At 61.6% G+C, this 17,644-nt stretch carries 15 protein-coding genes; 7 read left to right on the forward strand and 8 right to left on the reverse strand.

What is annotated here, in order from left to right; genetic code table 11:
* Positions 1 to 170 precede the first annotated feature (170 nt).
* From IHE39_RS03020 to IHE39_RS03040, 5 genes are all read left to right on the forward strand, one after another.
* A complete protein-coding gene (locus tag IHE39_RS03020; protein WP_192565456.1) occupies positions 171 to 773 on the forward strand; it encodes a hypothetical protein in 603 nt (200 codons plus the stop codon).
* Between the two features lie 335 nt (positions 774 to 1,108).
* Positions 1,109 to 2,377 (forward strand): MFS transporter, encoded by a 1,269-nt coding sequence (locus tag IHE39_RS03025; RefSeq protein WP_192565457.1) that lies wholly within the window; start codon positions 1,109 to 1,111, stop codon positions 2,375 to 2,377.
* A gap of 94 nt (positions 2,378 to 2,471) precedes the next feature.
* Complete coding sequence (gene abc-f / locus IHE39_RS03030) at positions 2,472 to 4,349, forward strand: ribosomal protection-like ABC-F family protein (protein ID WP_192565458.1); 1,878 nt, start codon at positions 2,472 to 2,474, stop codon at positions 4,347 to 4,349.
* Between the two features lie 228 nt (positions 4,350 to 4,577).
* The gene (locus tag IHE39_RS03035; protein WP_192565459.1) at positions 4,578 to 6,683 is read left to right on the forward strand and encodes a molybdopterin-containing oxidoreductase family protein; all 2,106 of its coding nucleotides are present in this window, start codon (positions 4,578 to 4,580) and stop codon (positions 6,681 to 6,683) included.
* A 515-nt stretch (positions 6,684 to 7,198) separates the two neighbouring features.
* On the forward strand, positions 7,199 to 8,125 hold the full coding sequence (locus tag IHE39_RS03040) for an alpha/beta hydrolase (RefSeq protein ID WP_192565460.1): 927 nt from the start codon (positions 7,199 to 7,201) through the stop codon (positions 8,123 to 8,125).
* 285 nt (positions 8,126 to 8,410) lie between these two features.
* Here IHE39_RS03040 and IHE39_RS03045 read toward each other — a convergent pair whose 3' ends face one another.
* On the reverse strand, positions 8,411 to 8,734 hold the full coding sequence (locus IHE39_RS03045; protein ID WP_192565461.1) for a YciI family protein: 324 nt from the start codon (positions 8,732 to 8,734) through the stop codon (positions 8,411 to 8,413).
* A gap of 394 nt (positions 8,735 to 9,128) precedes the next feature.
* Complete coding sequence (locus IHE39_RS03050; RefSeq protein ID WP_192565462.1) at positions 9,129 to 10,037, reverse strand: NAD(P)-dependent oxidoreductase; 909 nt, start codon at positions 10,035 to 10,037, stop codon at positions 9,129 to 9,131.
* A 74-nt stretch (positions 10,038 to 10,111) separates the two neighbouring features.
* On the opposite strand from IHE39_RS03050, the gene IHE39_RS03055 reads away from it, so the two are divergent.
* On the forward strand, positions 10,112 to 10,681 hold the full coding sequence (locus IHE39_RS03055; RefSeq protein ID WP_192565463.1) for a TetR family transcriptional regulator: 570 nt from the start codon (positions 10,112 to 10,114) through the stop codon (positions 10,679 to 10,681).
* 302 nt (positions 10,682 to 10,983) lie between these two features.
* On the opposite strand, the gene IHE39_RS03060 is transcribed toward IHE39_RS03055, so the two are convergent.
* The 3 genes from IHE39_RS03060 to IHE39_RS03070 all read right to left on the reverse strand — a co-directional run bounded on the left by IHE39_RS03060 (position 10,984) and on the right by IHE39_RS03070 (position 14,228).
* On the reverse strand, positions 10,984 to 12,621 hold the full coding sequence (locus IHE39_RS03060; RefSeq protein ID WP_246485369.1) for an AAA family ATPase: 1,638 nt from the start codon (positions 12,619 to 12,621) through the stop codon (positions 10,984 to 10,986).
* Positions 12,622 to 12,844: 223 nt separating this feature from the next.
* Positions 12,845 to 13,213, reverse strand: a complete 369-nt coding sequence (locus IHE39_RS03065; RefSeq protein WP_246485370.1) for a hypothetical protein — start codon at positions 13,211 to 13,213, stop codon at positions 12,845 to 12,847.
* Positions 13,214 to 13,502: 289 nt separating this feature from the next.
* Positions 13,503 to 14,228, reverse strand: a complete 726-nt coding sequence (locus tag IHE39_RS03070) for a glutathione S-transferase family protein (protein WP_192565465.1) — start codon at positions 14,226 to 14,228, stop codon at positions 13,503 to 13,505.
* A 97-nt stretch (positions 14,229 to 14,325) separates the two neighbouring features.
* Between IHE39_RS03070 and IHE39_RS03075 the strand changes: the two genes are divergently transcribed.
* Positions 14,326 to 15,222, forward strand: a complete 897-nt coding sequence (locus tag IHE39_RS03075; protein ID WP_192565466.1) for a LysR substrate-binding domain-containing protein — start codon at positions 14,326 to 14,328, stop codon at positions 15,220 to 15,222.
* Positions 15,223 to 15,527: 305 nt separating this feature from the next.
* Here the strand turns inward: IHE39_RS03075 and IHE39_RS03080 are convergent, their stop codons facing one another.
* The 3 genes from IHE39_RS03080 to IHE39_RS03090 all read right to left on the reverse strand — a co-directional run bounded on the left by IHE39_RS03080 (position 15,528) and on the right by IHE39_RS03090 (position 17,042).
* The gene (locus tag IHE39_RS03080) at positions 15,528 to 16,115 is read right to left on the reverse strand and encodes a hypothetical protein (protein WP_192565467.1); all 588 of its coding nucleotides are present in this window, start codon (positions 16,113 to 16,115) and stop codon (positions 15,528 to 15,530) included.
* Positions 16,116 to 16,321: 206 nt separating this feature from the next.
* Positions 16,322 to 16,672: a helix-turn-helix domain-containing protein gene (locus IHE39_RS03085; protein ID WP_192565468.1), complete on the reverse strand. Its 351-nt coding sequence runs from the start codon at positions 16,670 to 16,672 to the stop codon at positions 16,322 to 16,324.
* The gene (locus IHE39_RS03090; protein WP_343070052.1) at positions 16,653 to 17,042 is read right to left on the reverse strand and encodes a type II toxin-antitoxin system RelE/ParE family toxin; all 390 of its coding nucleotides are present in this window, start codon (positions 17,040 to 17,042) and stop codon (positions 16,653 to 16,655) included. Before IHE39_RS03090 ends, IHE39_RS03085 begins: the two co-directional genes overlap by 20 nt.
* Positions 17,043 to 17,644 lie beyond the last annotated feature (602 nt).

Here is a 17,644-nt window from a genome sequence, read left to right on the forward strand (position 1 = left end):
TAAAAGGATTCGATCGTCTACTGCTGCATGTAATGCAATTCTAGGTGGTCAGTAAAAAAGTTGAAGATGTCTGGAGGGAAGGTGAAACTTATTGCCACGTGATTGCGTTACTTCGCCAGCAGCCAGTCTCGAGGCTGGGTGCTGTGATAGGCAACCACAGGGAGACATCCATGACTAGTATATCGAAGGCAATAGCCAAGACACTGGCGGGTGGTATCGTTTTTGCGGCGCTCTGCGCGCCAGCCAGCGCCCTGGACATCGGCGACCGCAGCAAGGGGCTCGGCGTCTCTGTCGACATTGGTAACAGCAATTCAAGTGGACTTGGCCTCGACGTCGGCGCAACCGTCGGTGGATCGGGCGGCGTCAATGCCGACGTCAACGCGGATGTCGGCGGCAGCAAGGGCCTGGCTGACGCCAAGGCCAACGCGTCGGTCGGCGGCAGCAGCGGCCTGACCGCTAATGTCGGCGCCAATGTCGCCGGCACCCAGGGCCTCGCCGACGTCAAGGCCAATGTCGGCCTCGGCGGCAACACGCTCGCCGATATCGGCGTCAACATCGGCGGACCCGGCATTGCCGGTCCTGGCGGTCCCGGTGGACCTGGTGGTCCTGGTGGCCCTGGCGGCCCCGGCATCAACCCAGGCGTCATCGGCGGCATGTCGCAAGCCCAGGTCGCTGCCTATGTGAAGCGCTGCAAGATGGTGCTGTCCAACCCGATGGCATTCGAGAGCGACCTGCGCGAACTGTGCAAGCTGCTGCGCACCGCCAGCCGCTGACGTCAGGCAAAGCTGACATCAGGCAGAGAATTTCGGACGGCCCGCGATCTGCGGGCCGTTTCGATTCCAGCCGGCAGCCGGCCCGGTACGTGTGATGACTTGGTACGTGTGACGACCCGGTACGTCTGACGCCCCGGTTCTTGTCATTGTCATGGCCCGATTGTTGTCTGCCCCGGTCTTTGTCATGAGCTGTCTGGATCATCGGATAGGTGCGTCTGGGCAGCGTGACTTGCCTTGTCTTCGATCATGATATCGGCCAGACGAGGCAGTGACTCTGCCCGCTCCGGGCGCCGGTCGCCTTTTTGCAGGCCATCTCTTTTTCAGGATCAGCCACCGTGCGCGCATTTGGCGACAAGACCGGCCAGGCCATCGTGCTGTTGCTCATTGCCGGTTCCGGCATGGTGGCGATCGCCCGGGGCATGAGCCTGACCTTCCTGGCCATCCGCCTGCAGGGCGATTTCGGCCTGAGCCCGGCTTGGATCGGCGTGCTGATCGGCACCGGGCCGTTGCTCGGCGCTGCCATAAGCCCGTTTGCCGGCACCATTTCGGATCGCATCGGCCGCCGCGTGGTGCTGGTCACAGCACTTCTGTTTGCCGGGCTTGGGCTCGTCGGCCTCGGCCTGGCGCAGTCGGTCGCGGCCTTTGCGCTGGCGCATATCGTGTCGTCGGTCTCGGCTGCGGTCTACGAGCCGGTGTCGCGGGCGCTGATGAGCGATGCGGCGCCTGAGAAACTGCGGCTCAAGATGTTTTCGTGGCGCTACCTCGTCATCAATGCCGGCTGGGCCGTCGGGCCGATGATCGGCCTGGCCATCGGCGCCAATTCGCCCTTGCCCTTCGTCATTGCCGGCATGGTGCATTTCGTCTTTGCCGCGGCGATCTTCGCCGTCGTGCCGGCAGCGCTGGCCGAACCCGCCGGACAGGGCAATGTGCAACAGGCGCCCGGGCTGCGTCGGCTCGGTGCCGCTTTGCGCGACCGCCGCCTGCTGTTTTATGTCGGCGGCGGCACGCTGTTGATGGCGGTCTATGGCCAGTGGTCGGTGACGCTGTCGCAATATCTGACAACCAATGTCGCAGACGGCATGAAGATCTTCGCCTGGCTGGTCACCACCAACGCCGCCGTGGTGGTGCTGGCCACGGCACCGGCGCGTATGGTGATCGAGAGAATCGGGCCGTTGCGGGCGATGGTGCTGGGCTGCCTTTTGTTCCTCGGCGGCGAACTCGGCTTTGCCGTCTCCACCGACGCCGCCATGCTGATCGGCTTCATGGTGCTGTTCACCATCGGCGAGGTGCTGGTCGTGCCGGCCGAATATGTGCTTGTCGACAGGATCTCCAATGACGGCAATCGCGGCGCCTATTTCGGCGCGCATTCGCTGAGTTCGGTCGGCAATTTCATCGGCCCGCTGTTTGGCGGCCTGGCGCTGGGCGCCTTTGGCGGGCAGGGCATGTTCATGCTGTTTGCCATGCTGGCCGCCGGAAGTGCTGTGCTGTTTGCCATCGGCCACGCCGCGCCGCCGCCTGCAACGTCAGACGGCGCGGCGATCGATGCGACAGGCGAGATCGCAGGCGAAGCGCTGCACCGCAGCCACAGGCCGGCCTTCGCCTGATCGCCAGGCAACGGCCCTTTCCATCATGCGTCCGCGCTAATGGCTGCGGCGCGCTCTTGCCATTGCCGCAACTCTCGGCCAAAACCGCCACGCCATGCTCATCATCAATGACCTTTCCCTCCGCATCGCCGGACGCCTGCTTCTCGACCACGCGTCGCTGACCCTGCCTGCCGGCACCAAGGCCGGCCTTGTCGGCCGCAACGGCACCGGCAAGACCACGCTGTTCAAGGCGATAACCGGCGACTTCAGCTCGGAAACCGGCAGCATCAGCCTGCCCAAGAACACGCGTATCGGCCAGGTCGCGCAGGAAGCGCCCGGCACCGAGGAGCCGCTGATCGACATCGTGCTCAAGGCCGATGTCGAGCGCAGCGCACTGCTCGCCGAGGAGCAGACCGCCACCGACCCGCACCGCATTGCCGAGATTCACATCCGCCTTGCCGACATCGACGCCCATTCGGCCGAGTCCCGCGCCGCCACCATCCTCGCCGGTCTCGGTTTCGACGACGAGGCGCAGAAGCGGCCGGCGTCGTCATTCTCGGGCGGCTGGCGCATGCGCGTGGCGCTTGCCGCCGTGCTGTTTTCCGAGCCCGACCTGCTGCTGCTCGACGAGCCGACCAACTATCTCGATCTCGAAGGCACGTTGTGGCTCGAGAACTATGTCTCGAAATATCCGCACACCGTGCTCTTGATCAGCCACGACCGCGACCTGCTCAACCGCGCCGTCAATTCGATCGTCCATCTCGACCAGAAGAAGATGACCTTCTGGCGCGGCGGCTACGACCAGTTCGAGCGCCAGATCGCCGAGCAGCGCGAGCTGCAGGAAAAGGGCCGCGTCAAGCAGGAGGCGGCACGCAAGCACCTGCAGTCCTTCGTCGACCGCTTCCGTGCCAAGGCGTCCAAGGCACGCCAGGCGCAGTCGCGCATCAAGGCGCTGGAGAAGATGAAGCCGATCGCCGCGCTGATCGAGGACAATGTGCGCCCGTTCAGCTTCCCCGAGCCGGTCAAGACCGTGGCCTCGCCGATCGTCGCGCTCGACCGCGTCAGCGTCGGCTACCAGGCCGACAAGCCGATCCTCAAGAAGATGACCTTGCGCATCGACGCCGACGACCGCATCGCCCTGCTCGGCGCCAACGGCAACGGCAAGTCGACCTTCGCCAAGCTTCTGGCTGGCCGGCTCAAGGCCGAGACCGGCTCGGTGACGATCGCGCCCGGGCTCAAGGTGGCGATCTTCGCCCAGCACCAGCTCGACGATCTCCGGCCCGAGGAAAACGCCTATGAGCATGTCCGCCGGCTGATGCCGGAGGCGCCTGAATCGAAGGTCAGGGCGCGTGTCGCCCAGTTCGGCCTGCCGACCGAAAAGATGAACACCGCCGCCAAGGACCTGTCCGGTGGCGAGAAGGCGCGGCTGCTGATGGGGCTGTCGGCCTTTGACGGGCCGAACCTGTTCATCCTCGACGAGCCGACCAACCACCTCGACATCGACAGCCGCGAGGCGTTGATCATGGCGCTCAACGAGTTCCCGGGCGCCGTCATCCTGATTTCCCACGATCGCCACCTGCTGGAGGCGACGGCCGACCGGCTGTGGCTGGTCAAGGACGGCTCGGTCAATCCTTATGACGGCGATCTCGAGGACTACAAGACGCTGGTGACAGGCGTGTCGGGCGACCGGCGCAAGGAGCGCGAGGCCGACAAGGCGTCGAAGGCCGACAGGCGCCGCGAGGCCGCGGCGCGGCGCGCCGCGATGGAGCCGCTGGCCAAGGAGATCCGCGCCACCGAGGCGCTGATGGACCGCATCCGCAAGCGCATCGACGGCATCGAGGACCAGCTTGCCGATCCCAAGCTGTATGAAAAGGACCCGACGACGGCGACGCAGCTGGCCAAGGAGCGGTCGCAGCTCGGAGCCCAGCTCGCCCAGAACGAGGAAAAGTGGCTGACCATGTCGGCCGAATATGAGGAAGGCGTCGCCGAGTAGGGCATTCCACCCTCCCACCTGTTGAGGTTCGGACCGAAGGTCCGGGGAGGGGAGGGTCTGACCGAAGGTTCGGGGGTGGCGGTGACCGGTGGCCGAGACTGCCGCCCACCCCGCCTTACTCGCCTTGCTTCGCAATGCTCGCTCGGCGACCCTCCCCACGTGGGGAGGGTCATGCAGCGGTCCACACTGGCCCTACACGGCAAGCCGACATCAGGGTAAAAGGGCGCCATGAACCAGCACGCCAAGATCAGGATCGGCCATTCGGCCTGCCCGCATGACTGCCCCTCGACCTGCGCGCTGGAGGTCGAGCTGCTCGACGACAAGCGCATCGGGCGTGTGCATGGCGCCAAGTCCAACAGCTATACGGCAGGCGTCATCTGCGCCAAGGTCGCCCGTTATGCCGACCGCGTCCACCATCCCGACCGGCTGCTGAAGCCGCTGGTCCGCGCGGGCGCCAAGGGCGACGGCAACTGGAAGGAAGCCAGCTGGGAGGCAGCACTCGACCTCGTCGCGGAAAAATTCATCGCGGCGGAGGAGCGTTACGGCTCGGAGACCGTCTGGCCCTATTTCTACGCCGGCACGATGGGGCTGGTGCAGCGCGACGGCATCGAGAGGCTGCGCCACGCCAAGAAATATTCCGGCTTCTTCGGCTCGATCTGCACCAATCTGGCCTGGACCGGCTATGTCATGGGCACAGGTGCGCTGCGCGGCACCGATCCGCGCGAGATCGGCAAGTCGGACTGCGTCGTCATCTGGGGCACCAATGCGGTGGTTACCCAGGTCAATGTGATGACCCATGCGATCAAGGCGCGCAAGGAACGCGGCGCCAAGATCGTCGTCATCGACATCTACGAGACAGCGACGCTGAAGCAGGCCGACATGGGGCTGGTGCTGAAGCCCGGCACCGACGCCGCGCTCGCCTGCGCGGTCATGCATGTGCTGTTCCGCGACGGCATGGCCGACCGCGCCTATCTCGAAAAATACACCGACGATCCCAGGGGCCTCGAAGCGCATCTCGCCGACAAGACGCCGGAATGGGCGGCCGCAATCACCGGTCTGTCGGTCGAGGAGATCGAAGCCTTTGCCCGGCTCGTCGGCACCACCAAAAAGACCTTCTTCCGCCTGGGCTACGGCTTCTCGCGCCAGCGCAACGGCTCGGTCAACATGCATGCGGCGCTGTCGATCCCGGCGGTGACGGGCGCCTGGCAATATGAGGGCGGCGGCGCCTTCCATTCCAATTCGGGCATCTTCAAGCTCAATGGCGAGCTGCTCGAAGGCACCAGGTTCCGCGACCCCAGCATCCGTTACCTCGACCATTCGCGCATCGGCCCGGTGTTGACCAATGCCGAGGACGCGCTCTACGGCGGCCCGCCTGTCACCGCGATGCTGATCCAGAACACCAATCCGGCCAATGTCGCGCCCGAGCAGCGGCTGGTGGTCAAGGGGTTTCTGCGCGACGACCTGTTCACCGCCGTGCACGAGCAGTTCATGACCGACACGGCCAGGCTCGCCGACGTCGTCCTGCCGGCGACGATGTTCCTCGAGCATGACGACATCTACAAGGGCGGCGGCAACCAGCACATCACGCTGGGGCCGAAGCTGATCGACCCGCCGGAAGGGCCGCGCACCAACCACTATGTCATCGAGGAACTGGGCAAGCGGCTTGGCGTGTCTGATATGCCGGGCTTCGGCATGACCGAACGCCAGCATATCGACGTCATGCTGGAGAAGAAGGGCCTCGGCAATTTCGACAGCTTCAAGGACCAGAAATGGGCCGACATGCAGCCGGAATTCGACAGCGCGCATTTCCTCAAGGGTTTTGGCCATCCCGACGGCAAGTTCCGCTTCAAGCCGCAATGGAATGGCGGTGCCGCACCCAACAAGCCGCCGCGCAGCATGGGCATCTTCGGCCCGGTCGCGCAGCTGCCCGAATTCCCCGATCATGTCGACCTGATCGAGGTGGCGGATGCGGCCCATCCGTTCCGCCTGGCGACGTCGCCGGCGCGCAACTTCCTCAACTCGACCTTCGCCGAGACGCCGGTGTCGCGCGAGAAGGAGGGCCGGCCCGAACTGTTGATCCATTCCGAGGACGCGGCAGAACTCGGGATAGCGACAGGCGACCGGGTCGAGATCGGCAATATGCGCGGCGAGGTCGTGCTGCATGCCCGCCTGTTCGACAAGATCAAGCGCGGCGTCGTCATCGCCGAAGGCATCTGGCCGAACTCCGACCATGAGCGCGGCGAGGGTATCAACGTGCTGACCGGCGCCGACGCCCCCGCACCTTATGGCGGTGCTGCCGTGCATGACAACAAGGTCTGGGTAAGGGCGGCGTAGGCTCTTGAAGCCACAGCCGCATTGAAGCCGGTTGGGTGATGGCGCGGAATTGGCTGCTCGCTTGTCGGGGAGCAGAGTCACCCCGCCGGAGTCGGTCAGATACACCGGCTCGTGCCGCTGCTTGACCGACATTGAGAAAGCGCCTGGCAGATTGCGCCATCTTTCGCTGACGCCTTGCAGTTTACCGGTCGAGACATCGGTAACCGAACGGCGCAACATGAAAGCGGCCATTCTGCAGCCGACCGATTGCGTCCGTTCGATGACAGGAGACGAAGACGACCACAGCGGCCCATGTAGGTCCCTGTCATCTTGAATCATATCTGTCGCAGGTTTCGGGATTTTTGCGACAGATTACGGACAGATTACAGCTTGGCTGGCTGAAAGCCGAAACCATCAATCTCAGCCCTTACGTTTAGTTAAGTACGAATCCATTCGATAAAATTTTAGTCTTAATGCCGCGCGGGTACGCCATTAGTGGTCGACACCATAAAAATCCCTACGCGCGGAGACTTCACATGCGACGCTGTTTTCTGAATGCCCTGCTGATAGCTGTCATCGCCGGCTTCAGCGTCCTTGGTGGTGCGACGCTCACATACGCCCAGTCGACTCCAAAAGCTCAGTTGGGAGAGGGGCGCGCATACGAGATCATCGATAGCGAAGTGTGGGATGTGCCCGATCCGGTTTCCGGTCGCGCCTACCAGGTCTTCGTCGCCTTGCCGCCGTCCTATGCGAAGGAACCACAGCGGCGCTACCCCGTGCTTTACGTCACCGATGCTGACTACGCTTTCCCGATCATCCGGCAGATCGGCCGCCGTCTGAACGTCGAAGGGCCCCGGATCGAGGAGTTCATTCTTGTCGGTTTGTCTTATGGAAAGGGTGAGGATGGCAAGGTCAGCCGTCAGCGCGACTACACCCCTACGTCGAACGGTCCGAGGAGCGCACCAGCTGGTGCGATCCATGGGCAGGGACGGGCCTATCAGCGATATCTGGGTGATCAGGTGAAACCATTTATCGCCGGCCGCTATCGGACCGATTCCGCCAGATCGCTCTTCCTTGGCCACTCCTACGGCGCTTTGCTTGGCGCACAGATACTGTTCACCGAACCTGGCCTGTTTAGCGGCTATATCCTGGGTAGCCCCTCTCTATGGTACGACAAGCGCCACACCTTGAAGCTCGAAACGGCTTACGCCACGCAGAACAAGGACCTGCCGGCCAAGGTCTATCTTTATGTCGGCGCCTATGAGGCGCAGCGCAAAGGCGACCGGCGCTACAACCAGACGGTAGATATGGTCGCCGACAACCGGGCTTTGGAAGCAGCGTTGCAGAGCCGAAAGTATCCGAACCTGCAATTGAAGTCGGCGGTCCTGGACGACGAGGATCACCTCACCGTCGCGCCGCGTGGCTTCACGCGGGGCTTGGAGTACCTTCTGAGACTGCGCTGACAAATCGCATCGAAAACTGGAACGCAGCTGTCGCACTGAGTTTTGCGAGCACACCAGCCGCGCCGGATTTTCAGTGGAATTTCCGTCGCAAAGGTCGGGTGCAAAGGTCGGTCCTGCGCGACCGACCTTTGCGATGCCGAATGGCCGCTTCATCAGGCTGAAAACGGTTAGGGCGCTTTCCACCCCGCACCTGTCAGCTCCAATATCTCGGCAGCGCCAGATAGCGGCGGCGGCGGCCGAGGCGGGCGCGCATTTCCTCTGTGTCGGCTCTGGGAGCCGGTTTGCCTATTCCAACGGCCACACTTCGACGACGCCATGCGCAACGGCACAGGGAACGCCCGAGATCTTCTTTACCGCTTCCGCCATATCCGCAGCCTCGATGATGGCGAAGCCGGCAACCGGCAAGGCCGACGACATGAACGGGCCATCCCGCGTCTCCGGACCCGTCGCTTCGGGATTGCGCACCTGCACAGGCGCACCAGCGATTCCGATCAATGCGCCCTCCGCGCGCAGCCTTGCATCCTGCGCGTGGGCGGCGTCGCGGACGGGTTGTGAGGTCCGGTCATATCCGGCCTGGTCGCCATATCCGATGGTGAGGAACTTGGGCATTATGCAACCTCCTTTCAGGTCCTGGTGATGTCGCGCGGTCTGTTGTCGCCGTCATCGGCCGCCTGCAACCGTGCCAACACTGACGGGCCGCGATCGGGGTTCGAAACGCCGAAATGTCGTTCCCGAACCCAGCCATGAAGGCCCCGGGCAAAGCCGGCCCGCCTTTTGCGCACGCCGCCGAGAGGACGTCGGTCCCCAAACATCACGTCGCGCAAGACGGTGATGTCGGAGCGACGCCGGGCATTTGCGTTGCCAGGTTGATCGACAGAGCGATGGTCCAAACTGGCTCGCCAATCCAGTTGCACTTTGCAACTGGATTGGGCTTACGCTTTCCGATTGCATATTGCAAGCGGAGCGATGCAGGCTGGCCAACGAGCCTCCAACTGTGACGGGCCTAGACAGAGCTACCTTGAACAGGTCGCCGCTGATGCGGCGAGGTGCTGCGCAACACTTTTGTGACCGCGCAGTGTTCTTCCGCCCCATAACCCGCGTCCACCGCGCGCTGGAAAACCCCGGTCGCAAAGGTCGGAAAATCGGCGCCGATCTCGAGGTTGTCGGATACTTCGACGAGACGCGCGATATCTGCGCGCACGGACCCGATGGTGCTCTCAGGCTCGCTGAAGCTGCCGGTGGCGATGACCCGGCCCATGCGACGCATGTCGTCTGCGAAGAACGGTGCCGAGCCCGCCATCAACTCTCCGAACCGAGCAGGATCGAGCCCTTCGGCTTCACAGATGGCTGCGCCGTGACTGAAGCCGATCCAATGGGCGGCGTAATAGGCCAGGGCAGCGCCGAACAGCGCCTTGGCATGGCCCACATCGGGGCCCACATGCACCAGGCTGCCGGCCAACGCCTGAAGAAGGGGGCTGGCCGAGGCAAAGGTCGTCTCAGGGCCCGCAATCAGAATGGCGGCATCAGATCCTCCGATCTGGCTCGGCCACGCGGAAATTGCGCCGTCAAGATATTCCGCACCGCGCTGTGCTGTCCACGCCGCCATGGCTCGGGCTTCCCTTGATGTGCCGGAGGCCAGTTGCACGACAAGCCGCCCGCCGACGATCCCGGCCAAAGCTTTGTCTTCGAGAATGCTGCGCGTCGCTGCATAGTCCGACAGGCACATGACTAGGACCGGGCTGGCGGCGACCGCTTCGGCGGCGGTCAGCGCGACCTTGGCCCCTCTGTCTCTCAGATCATCGGCCTTTGCCGAGGTCCGGTTCCAGACCACGGTCGTCTTGCCGGCGGAAAGGAACGCGCGCGCCAATGCGGTGCCCATCGCACCCAGGCCGATTACCGTGACGTCACCCATGTCCATCTCCTGCTTGACTGCGAACATACAAAGTGTAACCTACAAATTGTAGGTGTCAAGCAGAGGAGAAAATCGTGAAGCTGCCGAGAGATGGCCGTCGCAGCCAACTCCTTGATACGGCCCTCCAGATCGTTCGGGAGCAGGGCGCCGATGAACTCACCTTGGGCACGCTCGCCCTGCGAGCCGATGTCAGCCGGCCCGTCGTCTACGACCATTTTTCAACGCGCGCGGGCCTCCTGCTCGCCTTGTTTCAGCGGCTGGAGGACAATTACGTCAGACAGCTTCGCCAGGAGCTGAGCGCAATGCCGGGCGAGCTTGCCGCCGTGGCCGACGCCATTGCCGCGGCTTATTTCAGCTGCCTGTCGAACATGGGCCAGGAAGGGCCTGCCATCTTTGCGGCACTTCAGGGCAGCCCTGATATAGCGCTCCAGCAGTCACGCATGCTGGGGGAATACGTGACCATCGTCGCCCTGGCGCTGCAACCCTTCTCTCCTGTTTCCGGCGAGAAGCTTCGTCTGTTGTGCACTGGCCTGTTGGGCGCGGCGGAGGCCATCGCGCGCGAACTGCAGGCAGGCAAGGTAACAGACGCCGAAGCCAGGACGGTGTTCTCGAAGCTGATCGTCGGCAGCCTGCGCAGCGCCTGACCAGCGGACCGGCGGCGAACCTGGATCGAACAGGAAGGTGGCAACGGCGGTGTGGCGTTCGATCTGCGCGAAAGGTGAGCCTTGTCAGCTCGTCGCCTACGACATGGCCAATATCGACCTGTCGGAAGCGTGATGCAGATCACGCCGAGTTTCGACGACGCCTCGGCATTTATCGGTCGAGCCGATCGCGAGCCGAACGACGCAACGTGAAAGCGGCAATAGCGCAGCCAGCTTTCTCGCCAATCCAATACGAACTGCGCTTGCCCGGAAGCGGACATTCGATCGGACGACGATGCCACACACTACGCCGCCGAAGGCGTCGGCAACACAGCCGCGATTGCCATTCGCAGCCTGTCATCTTCCTTGCTCTGAATGGCGCGCGTGACCCAGGCGGTGAACTCGTTGACGCTGCCAGCGCGCAACCGCGCGGCGAGTGCCAGCAGCGGTTTCTTGCGGTCGTAGATCGCGAGCAGTGCTGGTAGGTCGTCGTCGGCTATTGCGTCGGCTATTTTCTTTTCGATCCCGGCGGCGATTGCGGCGACGTCGAGCGCGCCCGTTTGTGTGGCGTAGCTGGTTGCGAGGTCGCCGATCGACTTGTCGGCCGAGAAGTCGATCCGCTTCAACATCTGATCGATGCGCCGGCGGCAGTATCCGAGTACCACTTCATTAACGTTCTTCGGCGCCATGGCGTCAGCGAACACTGCCGCCTTCACCTCGGCTAGCTTCGTCTCCAACTCAGCGCCGCTGAAATCATTCTTCGCCAGAATGATTTGCGACACAGCGGGCAACAGCAGCAGATTCTCGATCTCAGCGACGGGTAGCACCGACACGCCGATGCCGGCGAGATATGCCCGTTCGTCCGCGTCGCGCCCGTCCGCATCGACCAGGCCAGCGCAGGTGATACGGGTGAAGGCCGCGTTACGCCGCATCGTAGCGACTGAGTGAATGACGTTCTCGCATCCGCCTCGCGGGATAATCGTCCAGCCCGGATAACAGGCGCGGTAGAAGGCGATGTCGAGGCTGCCCTGCTGCTCGCCCTCAACGAAAAGCACTGGCTTTCGGCTACCGAGAATTAGCGTGACCAGTTCTTCGCTGAAACCTTCCGCCTCCGGCACGTCCTCGATCGTCCAGCCCATCGCCGGGGAGTAGTTCCGTACAACGTACTTTCTGCCTGCCCGTGACGCCGCAAACTCCAGGTCGTGCGTTATCAGAAGAAACGCGCAGTCTGGTCGCGCCGCCTCCAACTCGTCCCACAACCGACCTAGAATTGAGCGATGAACGTGGATTTCAGGCTCGTCCATGATCAAGACAGAACCGGCATCGGCAACCAAAACCTGTCCAATCATGTAGAAGACGGCCTTTTCGCCATCGCTCATCTGTGTGATGCTGTACGGCGTGCTCGTCGCACCTGACCCATCAAGGGCTGTTACTGTGATATCGTCGGCTGTCGTCGCGAGACAACGCGTTGGCAGCACTCGGTGGAAGATCGCTGTTAATTTGCGCAGTACGGTCTCACGGCCAACCACTGGCATTCCGGCTGCCGCCGCGTCGTTTACTGCTACCCCGACGTTTGCTTGTTCTGCAAAAAGCACCTGGGTCAGCGGTCCAGCGTCATCGAGGATAAATCTGGGCTGAGCTTGACCCCATCGGGTATTCTCACGCGCCTGTCGTACGCTGCCGTAATTCCTCACTGGATCGACGATTCCGTATCGCAATTGACTGCGTGCTGCTTGTTCCCCGACCTTCGCGATAGCTGGATCAAGCGCAAGCATACGTTGCGCGGAAATACGGTGAGCGGCTTCATCAGCCTGCAGTTCACATTCCATTGCCAGGCGCGTCTTCCCACTGCCGTTCGCGCCGACAATGATCGTCGACATACCGGCACGCAGTTCGACGGGTATGCTCGCACCGGACAATTGAAGATCAATAGGAAGTGGCAAGTTGAAATCCTTGAATAATGAGGGTTTTGCAGGGTATCGAACCCGACAATAATGATCTAGATCTCAGTACCTGAAATTACCCATTGTCAGTTCCTTGATCAATGTTGCTGCGCTGGTTTTCCTGCCTTCTTGGAGTTTATCAATGATTGCACGTCGGCAACGACAGCTATCGCAAAAAATAGATTTCCAGATGGGGACTGTCAGCATCCCACCCCCGCACCGGTCATCTCAGATTATGGCTTCGCGTGCTAGGCGTGAGCCCAGTGAATGGTCGCGTGAAGGGGATGCCGTTGAATGTGTGCGTGCAGCAGGAACATGACGGCTCCATCTGCTCGACCGACAGTGTGGGATCGACTTTCGCAAGGCGATTGTCATCGTCGACATACAAGCCGCTGTAATAGGAGTTCTGGCCCATCAACACCTGAGGTCGCTGCTCCGCCTCGGTGCGGGCGACGAGCCAGAAGATCGGTTCCTCGTCATCGAGCCGTGACACAGCCTCGCTGTGCACCTGCGTCCAGTCCTTGCCGACGCGTGACAGCAGGAAACGGAACAGCGGCGTGTAGTCCCGCCCACGCCGTTTTCCAGCATGCATGGAGCCTCGACCCTCCAGCCTTTCGTTGCCGAGGCTTTCGTCCCCCAGGCTCTCATCGTCCAGGCTCTCTTGGCCCAAGCTCGTATTGCGTCGTGGCGACCATCGATGCTCGCCACCAAAGTCGTGGCGGACATTGTGCGTGCGTGTGTTGACGCGACGAAACAGTGGCTCTTTGCCTGGTGTTCGAGATCGGCTCATTGCTGGAATTGACCATATCGAACGTCGTCTTTCCACCCGCACCGAAACGGGCTGCGCGCCGGATGACGCGCAGCCCTTTCTCCCTGACCGCTCAGGCGGCCAGCGCGGCAGCCGTGTCGCGCAGCACGTCGGCGAGCGGCACCAGACCCTTCATCGCGCCGCTGCCCTTGGCCGTGACGTCGCCGTCCTCGATCGCCACCGCGAAGCGGAAGGCCGGGTCGGCCTCGATGCGGTTGCGCAGCGCCAGGATGCGCGGGTAGTCGGCCGGGTTCACCGCCTTGTGGAAGTCGGTCCAGCGGGCCACGCCTGAAAACACCGCATCCGCCAGCGTCGGGTGATCGCCGAGCAGATAGTCGCTGTCGCCGATCATCGCCTCGAACTGGGCGTGGCGGGTGGCGACGAAGTCGCGGCCGAACTTGCGCAGCGTCTCACGCTCCGCTTCGCTGGCGTCTTCGGCTTCGAGCGCCACCCAGAGCGGGCCGAAGGCGCCGGTGAAGGCGGTGTTCAGGAAGGCGATCATCTGGTGCATCCTGTCGGCCTCCGGCGTATCAGGCACAAAGCTGATGCGGCGCTCGGGGTCGCGTGCTTCGAGCCAGAGCGCGATTGCCATGGTCTCGGTCAAAACGCGGCCGTCTGATGTGACCAGCACCGGCGTTTCGACCCGGCCGTTGAAGCGCTTGTAGGCTTCGCTGCGCATCTCGCCCAGCATGTCGACGCGGGTCAGCCGGTAGGGCTGGCCGAGCCATTCGAAGGCGGCGACGAGGCCGGCCGACGAGCCGAGCGGGAAGCCGGAGGTGAGGATCGGGGTGGTTGTCATGTCAGCTCTCCATTGTTGATGACCCCGATGTATCGATGTGGACTTTGATCCTGTAGTCGGGCAATTTGAAACCAAATGTCCACAAACGTAGACTTTGATGCTGAACCTCAACGATCTCCATTTCTTCGCCGCAGCGGTCGACCATGGCGGCTTTGCCGCCGCCGCCCGGCGGCTCGGCTGTCCCAAATCGACGGTCAGCAAGCGGGTGGCAGCACTGGAAGCGTCGCTCGGCGCGTTGCTGATCCACCGCAGCTCGCGCAGCTTCACGCTGACCGACGTCGGCCGCGACGTCTATGACCATGCCCGGGCTGCGGTCATCGAGGCCGAGGCGGTGGAGGCGGTGGTGCAGCGGCGGCTGGCCGAGCCGAGCGGCATCGTGCGCATCACCACCTCGGTTCCCAATGCGCAGTTCCGGCTGGCGCATCGATTGCCCGTGCTGGCGCGCCGTTATCCCAAGCTTTTGATCCAGCTGCATGTCACCGACCGTTTCGTCGACCTGGTGCAGGACGGCTTCGACATCGCGCTGCGCAGCCATTTCGCGCCACTGCCCGATTCCGACCTCGTGCAAAGGCGGATGAACGAGGATGCGATCACGCTGGTGGCGGCACCGTCCTATCTCACCTGCTATGGCGCGCCTGAAACGCCGGAGGCGCTCGCCTCTCATGACGGACTGATGAGCTCGATGACGGCAAAGAGCTGGCGGCTGCGAGATGGCCAAGGCCGCCTCGTCGAAATGGCGCCGCGGCAGCGCTTCCATGCCGATGAGTCAGTGCCTTTGCTGATCGCTGCCGAATCCGGCCTCGGCATCGTCTGCCTGCCCGAGCTGATCTCGGCCAGTTCAGTGGCGCAGGGCAGGCTGGTGCGGGTTCTGCCCGACTGGACCGCCGGGCGGGTGACCACGACCATCCTGACGCCGCACAAGCGCGGACAGCTGCCGGCGGTGCGCGCGGTGATCGACTTCCTGCTCGAAAAGGATGCCCAGCCGGCAAGCTAGGCGTCGCCTGCGCGGGGCGTGGCGCTAGGAAAGACGCAATCACGCACATGACGAGGGCTTGCTGGTCGGCCGTGAAGAAACAACCAGAGGGGCGCACAAGCCACCACGGCAGTCCGAACCCGTCGCGTGACGCCACCTCGGCCAATGGAAAAGCGCCATGATCCGCTGAGATTATGCATGGTCACGGCGGAGGCGGGGTGCGCGTCCTGATGCTCGTAGCATCCTTTGCTCGTAGCATCCTTTGCTCGGTCTTCTCCGAGTCCAAGGCATAACCGAGCCGAGGCGGGGATTGAGGTCAAGGTATCTCAGCTGCCAATACGAGCGAACCACGCAATCAAGTTAATCGTAATGTAGATTGCTGCCAGTAGGCCCAACAGTAGCCATACTGCAAACACGGCGTTCATAGGCTTGCTAAAAATGCGAGCGGGACCAATTGCGATTTCCTTCGGGTTGCTGTTTTCAGCACGGACGCTAAGCACGTCAGGACCATTGGCTCCAATTGTCAGCAGATTCACGGTCAATTGCTCTTGAGGTGCCAAGCTCTCAAAACCAAGTACTAAACGACCGTCAGGGTTTTTCTCACGCGAATACTGGCGCTGCGGCCAAATTGCTAGGCTATCCGGCTCAAAATTGATCGTCACTTCCACTTTCTTTGCCGGCACTCTTCCGGAGTTTGTAAATAGGATTGCGGCGCTGTGAACCAAAGTTGCAGGAGCGGGAGCGGCGCCCGCCGATTGGTTTTTAACTTTGTGCGCAAATCCATGCTGCACTCCCCACCGAACTTTCGCCTTTCCTTGGACCAACCAAAAGATAAACGCAGCCAGCATCGTAAGGCCGAATGACACGAACTGAGTATTGTATGTTGCCCAGGCAATTTGAAACAAATCACTCACCGCATGCGCCTCTTACTATCGCTGAATCTGTCGTATTAGACGTTGCGCCTCGTGGAGGCTCTGGCAACTGAGCTTGCGCCACTAGACCAGGTGTCCCCAAAGAAATGACGTAGGCGTAATCGACACCCCGCAGTACTTCTTTCACTAGCGCTGAAACGAAAACCCCGGCTTAGCGCCGGGGTTTCATTGCACGCGATTGGATCATGTTACCCATACATGGCGACGGGCGAGTGGACAGTCACCCGCCCTTTCTCTGAAGAGTTTTTGGATAGGTGAATATCTACATCGTATCCAAGTAAGATCAGGAAATTGACCAGCCGATCAACACTAAAGCCAGCCAGCCGGCCTCGGGTGATGTTCGACACTTTAGCCTGATCGGTTTGCAAAATTTGGGCAACCTGCGTCTGCGTTAAGCCACGAGATTCCACCAGATGGGTGATTTCGCGGGCTATCGCATTTTTCATGCGGTCCTTTGCATCGAGTTCGATATCCAGGTCCGCAAATACATCACCGCTGCTTTGTTCGATGAGTATCTCATTATCCCGGATGTCTGACATTTTTCATCTCCGCTTCTTTCTTTTTAAGCTCTCTCTCATGGTGCTTCTCCGCCACTTTCAGGCGTTGCCTAACCAACGCAATTTCCTGCCGCGGAGTTGCAATTCCTTTCTTCGATTTCTTTTGGAATGCGTGTAGGATATAGACGGCTTCTTGAAATCGAACGGTGTAAACCGTGCGATATGTGCCACCCTCGCCATTCGCGATAACTTCGAGAACGCCCGCTCCGCTAAATCCAACTAGCGGAACGACATTAATTGCTTTACCGCCCAATTGTGCGGTCTCTAATGCAAATCCAACCTCTTGGCGCACTTCCTTCGGGAAGTCTCTTACAGTCTCACGGCTTGAGCCGATCCAGAAAACCGTCTTCACAGCGTCCCCGCTTATGTTTGGTCATTTATTTTTGCTCCCCCGCGAAAAATTCCAAATTCCCCTCAACTATGTAGATCAAAATATGCCTAAACTGGCATGATGTCAATGAGGCGCGGGGGAAGCGAAAGCAGTTACCATCGTTCCTCTTTCGTTCTTGGCTCTTTCGATAGGACAGTGTTCCTATGAAGGCATCAAGCAAAGACGCCATTGCGAGCATGAGTGCAATGTACATCGTCCAGAGTTACCAGCCGGGTAAGCGCGGCGCGGAGCGGACCACTCCAGTTGTCGCGCGCGATGTGGTTCACGCTAAGCGGCTCGCGGAAAGACTCGCCAGCAGAAGCACCTGGTCGTTGCTTTCGTACGAGAGGGCGATGCAGTTAATGGAGACTTCGAAGATCCGAAGTTGATCGCCACATATGCGAAATTTCCGAAGAAATGAACGAAATGCGACGTGTCTCGGAGCGGGCGGAGGCACGAACTGACGATTAGTCACCAGATCAAGCCGCGCTTTGCTTCGCGAAACGAGGAAACTGTATCCGGCTTTATCGAAGCGGCCGGCGCAGTCGCACCGCTATACTCCACCATCGTCATCAAGCACAAAG

The organism is Aminobacter carboxidus (genome assembly GCF_014863355.1).
Classification (GTDB): Bacteria; Pseudomonadota; Alphaproteobacteria; order Rhizobiales; family Rhizobiaceae; genus Aminobacter; species Aminobacter carboxidus.

Coding starts and splice junctions, on each gene's coding strand:
- IHE39_RS03020 (WP_192565456.1), top strand. CDS start 171: ATGACTAGTATATCGAAGGCAATAGCCAAGACACTGGCGGGTGGTATC.
- abc-f (WP_192565458.1), top strand. CDS start 2,472: ATGCTCATCATCAATGACCTTTCCCTCCGCATCGCCGGACGCCTGCTT.
- IHE39_RS03035 (WP_192565459.1), top strand. CDS start 4,578: ATGAACCAGCACGCCAAGATCAGGATCGGCCATTCGGCCTGCCCGCAT.
- IHE39_RS03040 (WP_192565460.1), top strand. CDS start 7,199: ATGCGACGCTGTTTTCTGAATGCCCTGCTGATAGCTGTCATCGCCGGC.
- IHE39_RS03045 (WP_192565461.1), bottom strand. CDS start 8,734: ATGCCCAAGTTCCTCACCATCGGATATGGCGACCAGGCCGGATATGAC.
- IHE39_RS03050 (WP_192565462.1), bottom strand. CDS start 10,037: ATGGGTGACGTCACGGTAATCGGCCTGGGTGCGATGGGCACCGCATTG.
- IHE39_RS03065 (WP_246485370.1), bottom strand. CDS start 13,213: ATGCATGCTGGAAAACGGCGTGGGCGGGACTACACGCCGCTGTTCCGT.
- IHE39_RS03070 (WP_192565465.1), bottom strand. CDS start 14,228: ATGACAACCACCCCGATCCTCACCTCCGGCTTCCCGCTCGGCTCGTCG.
- IHE39_RS03075 (WP_192565466.1), top strand. CDS start 14,326: ATGCTGAACCTCAACGATCTCCATTTCTTCGCCGCAGCGGTCGACCAT.
- IHE39_RS03085 (WP_192565468.1), bottom strand. CDS start 16,672: ATGTCAGACATCCGGGATAATGAGATACTCATCGAACAAAGCAGCGGT.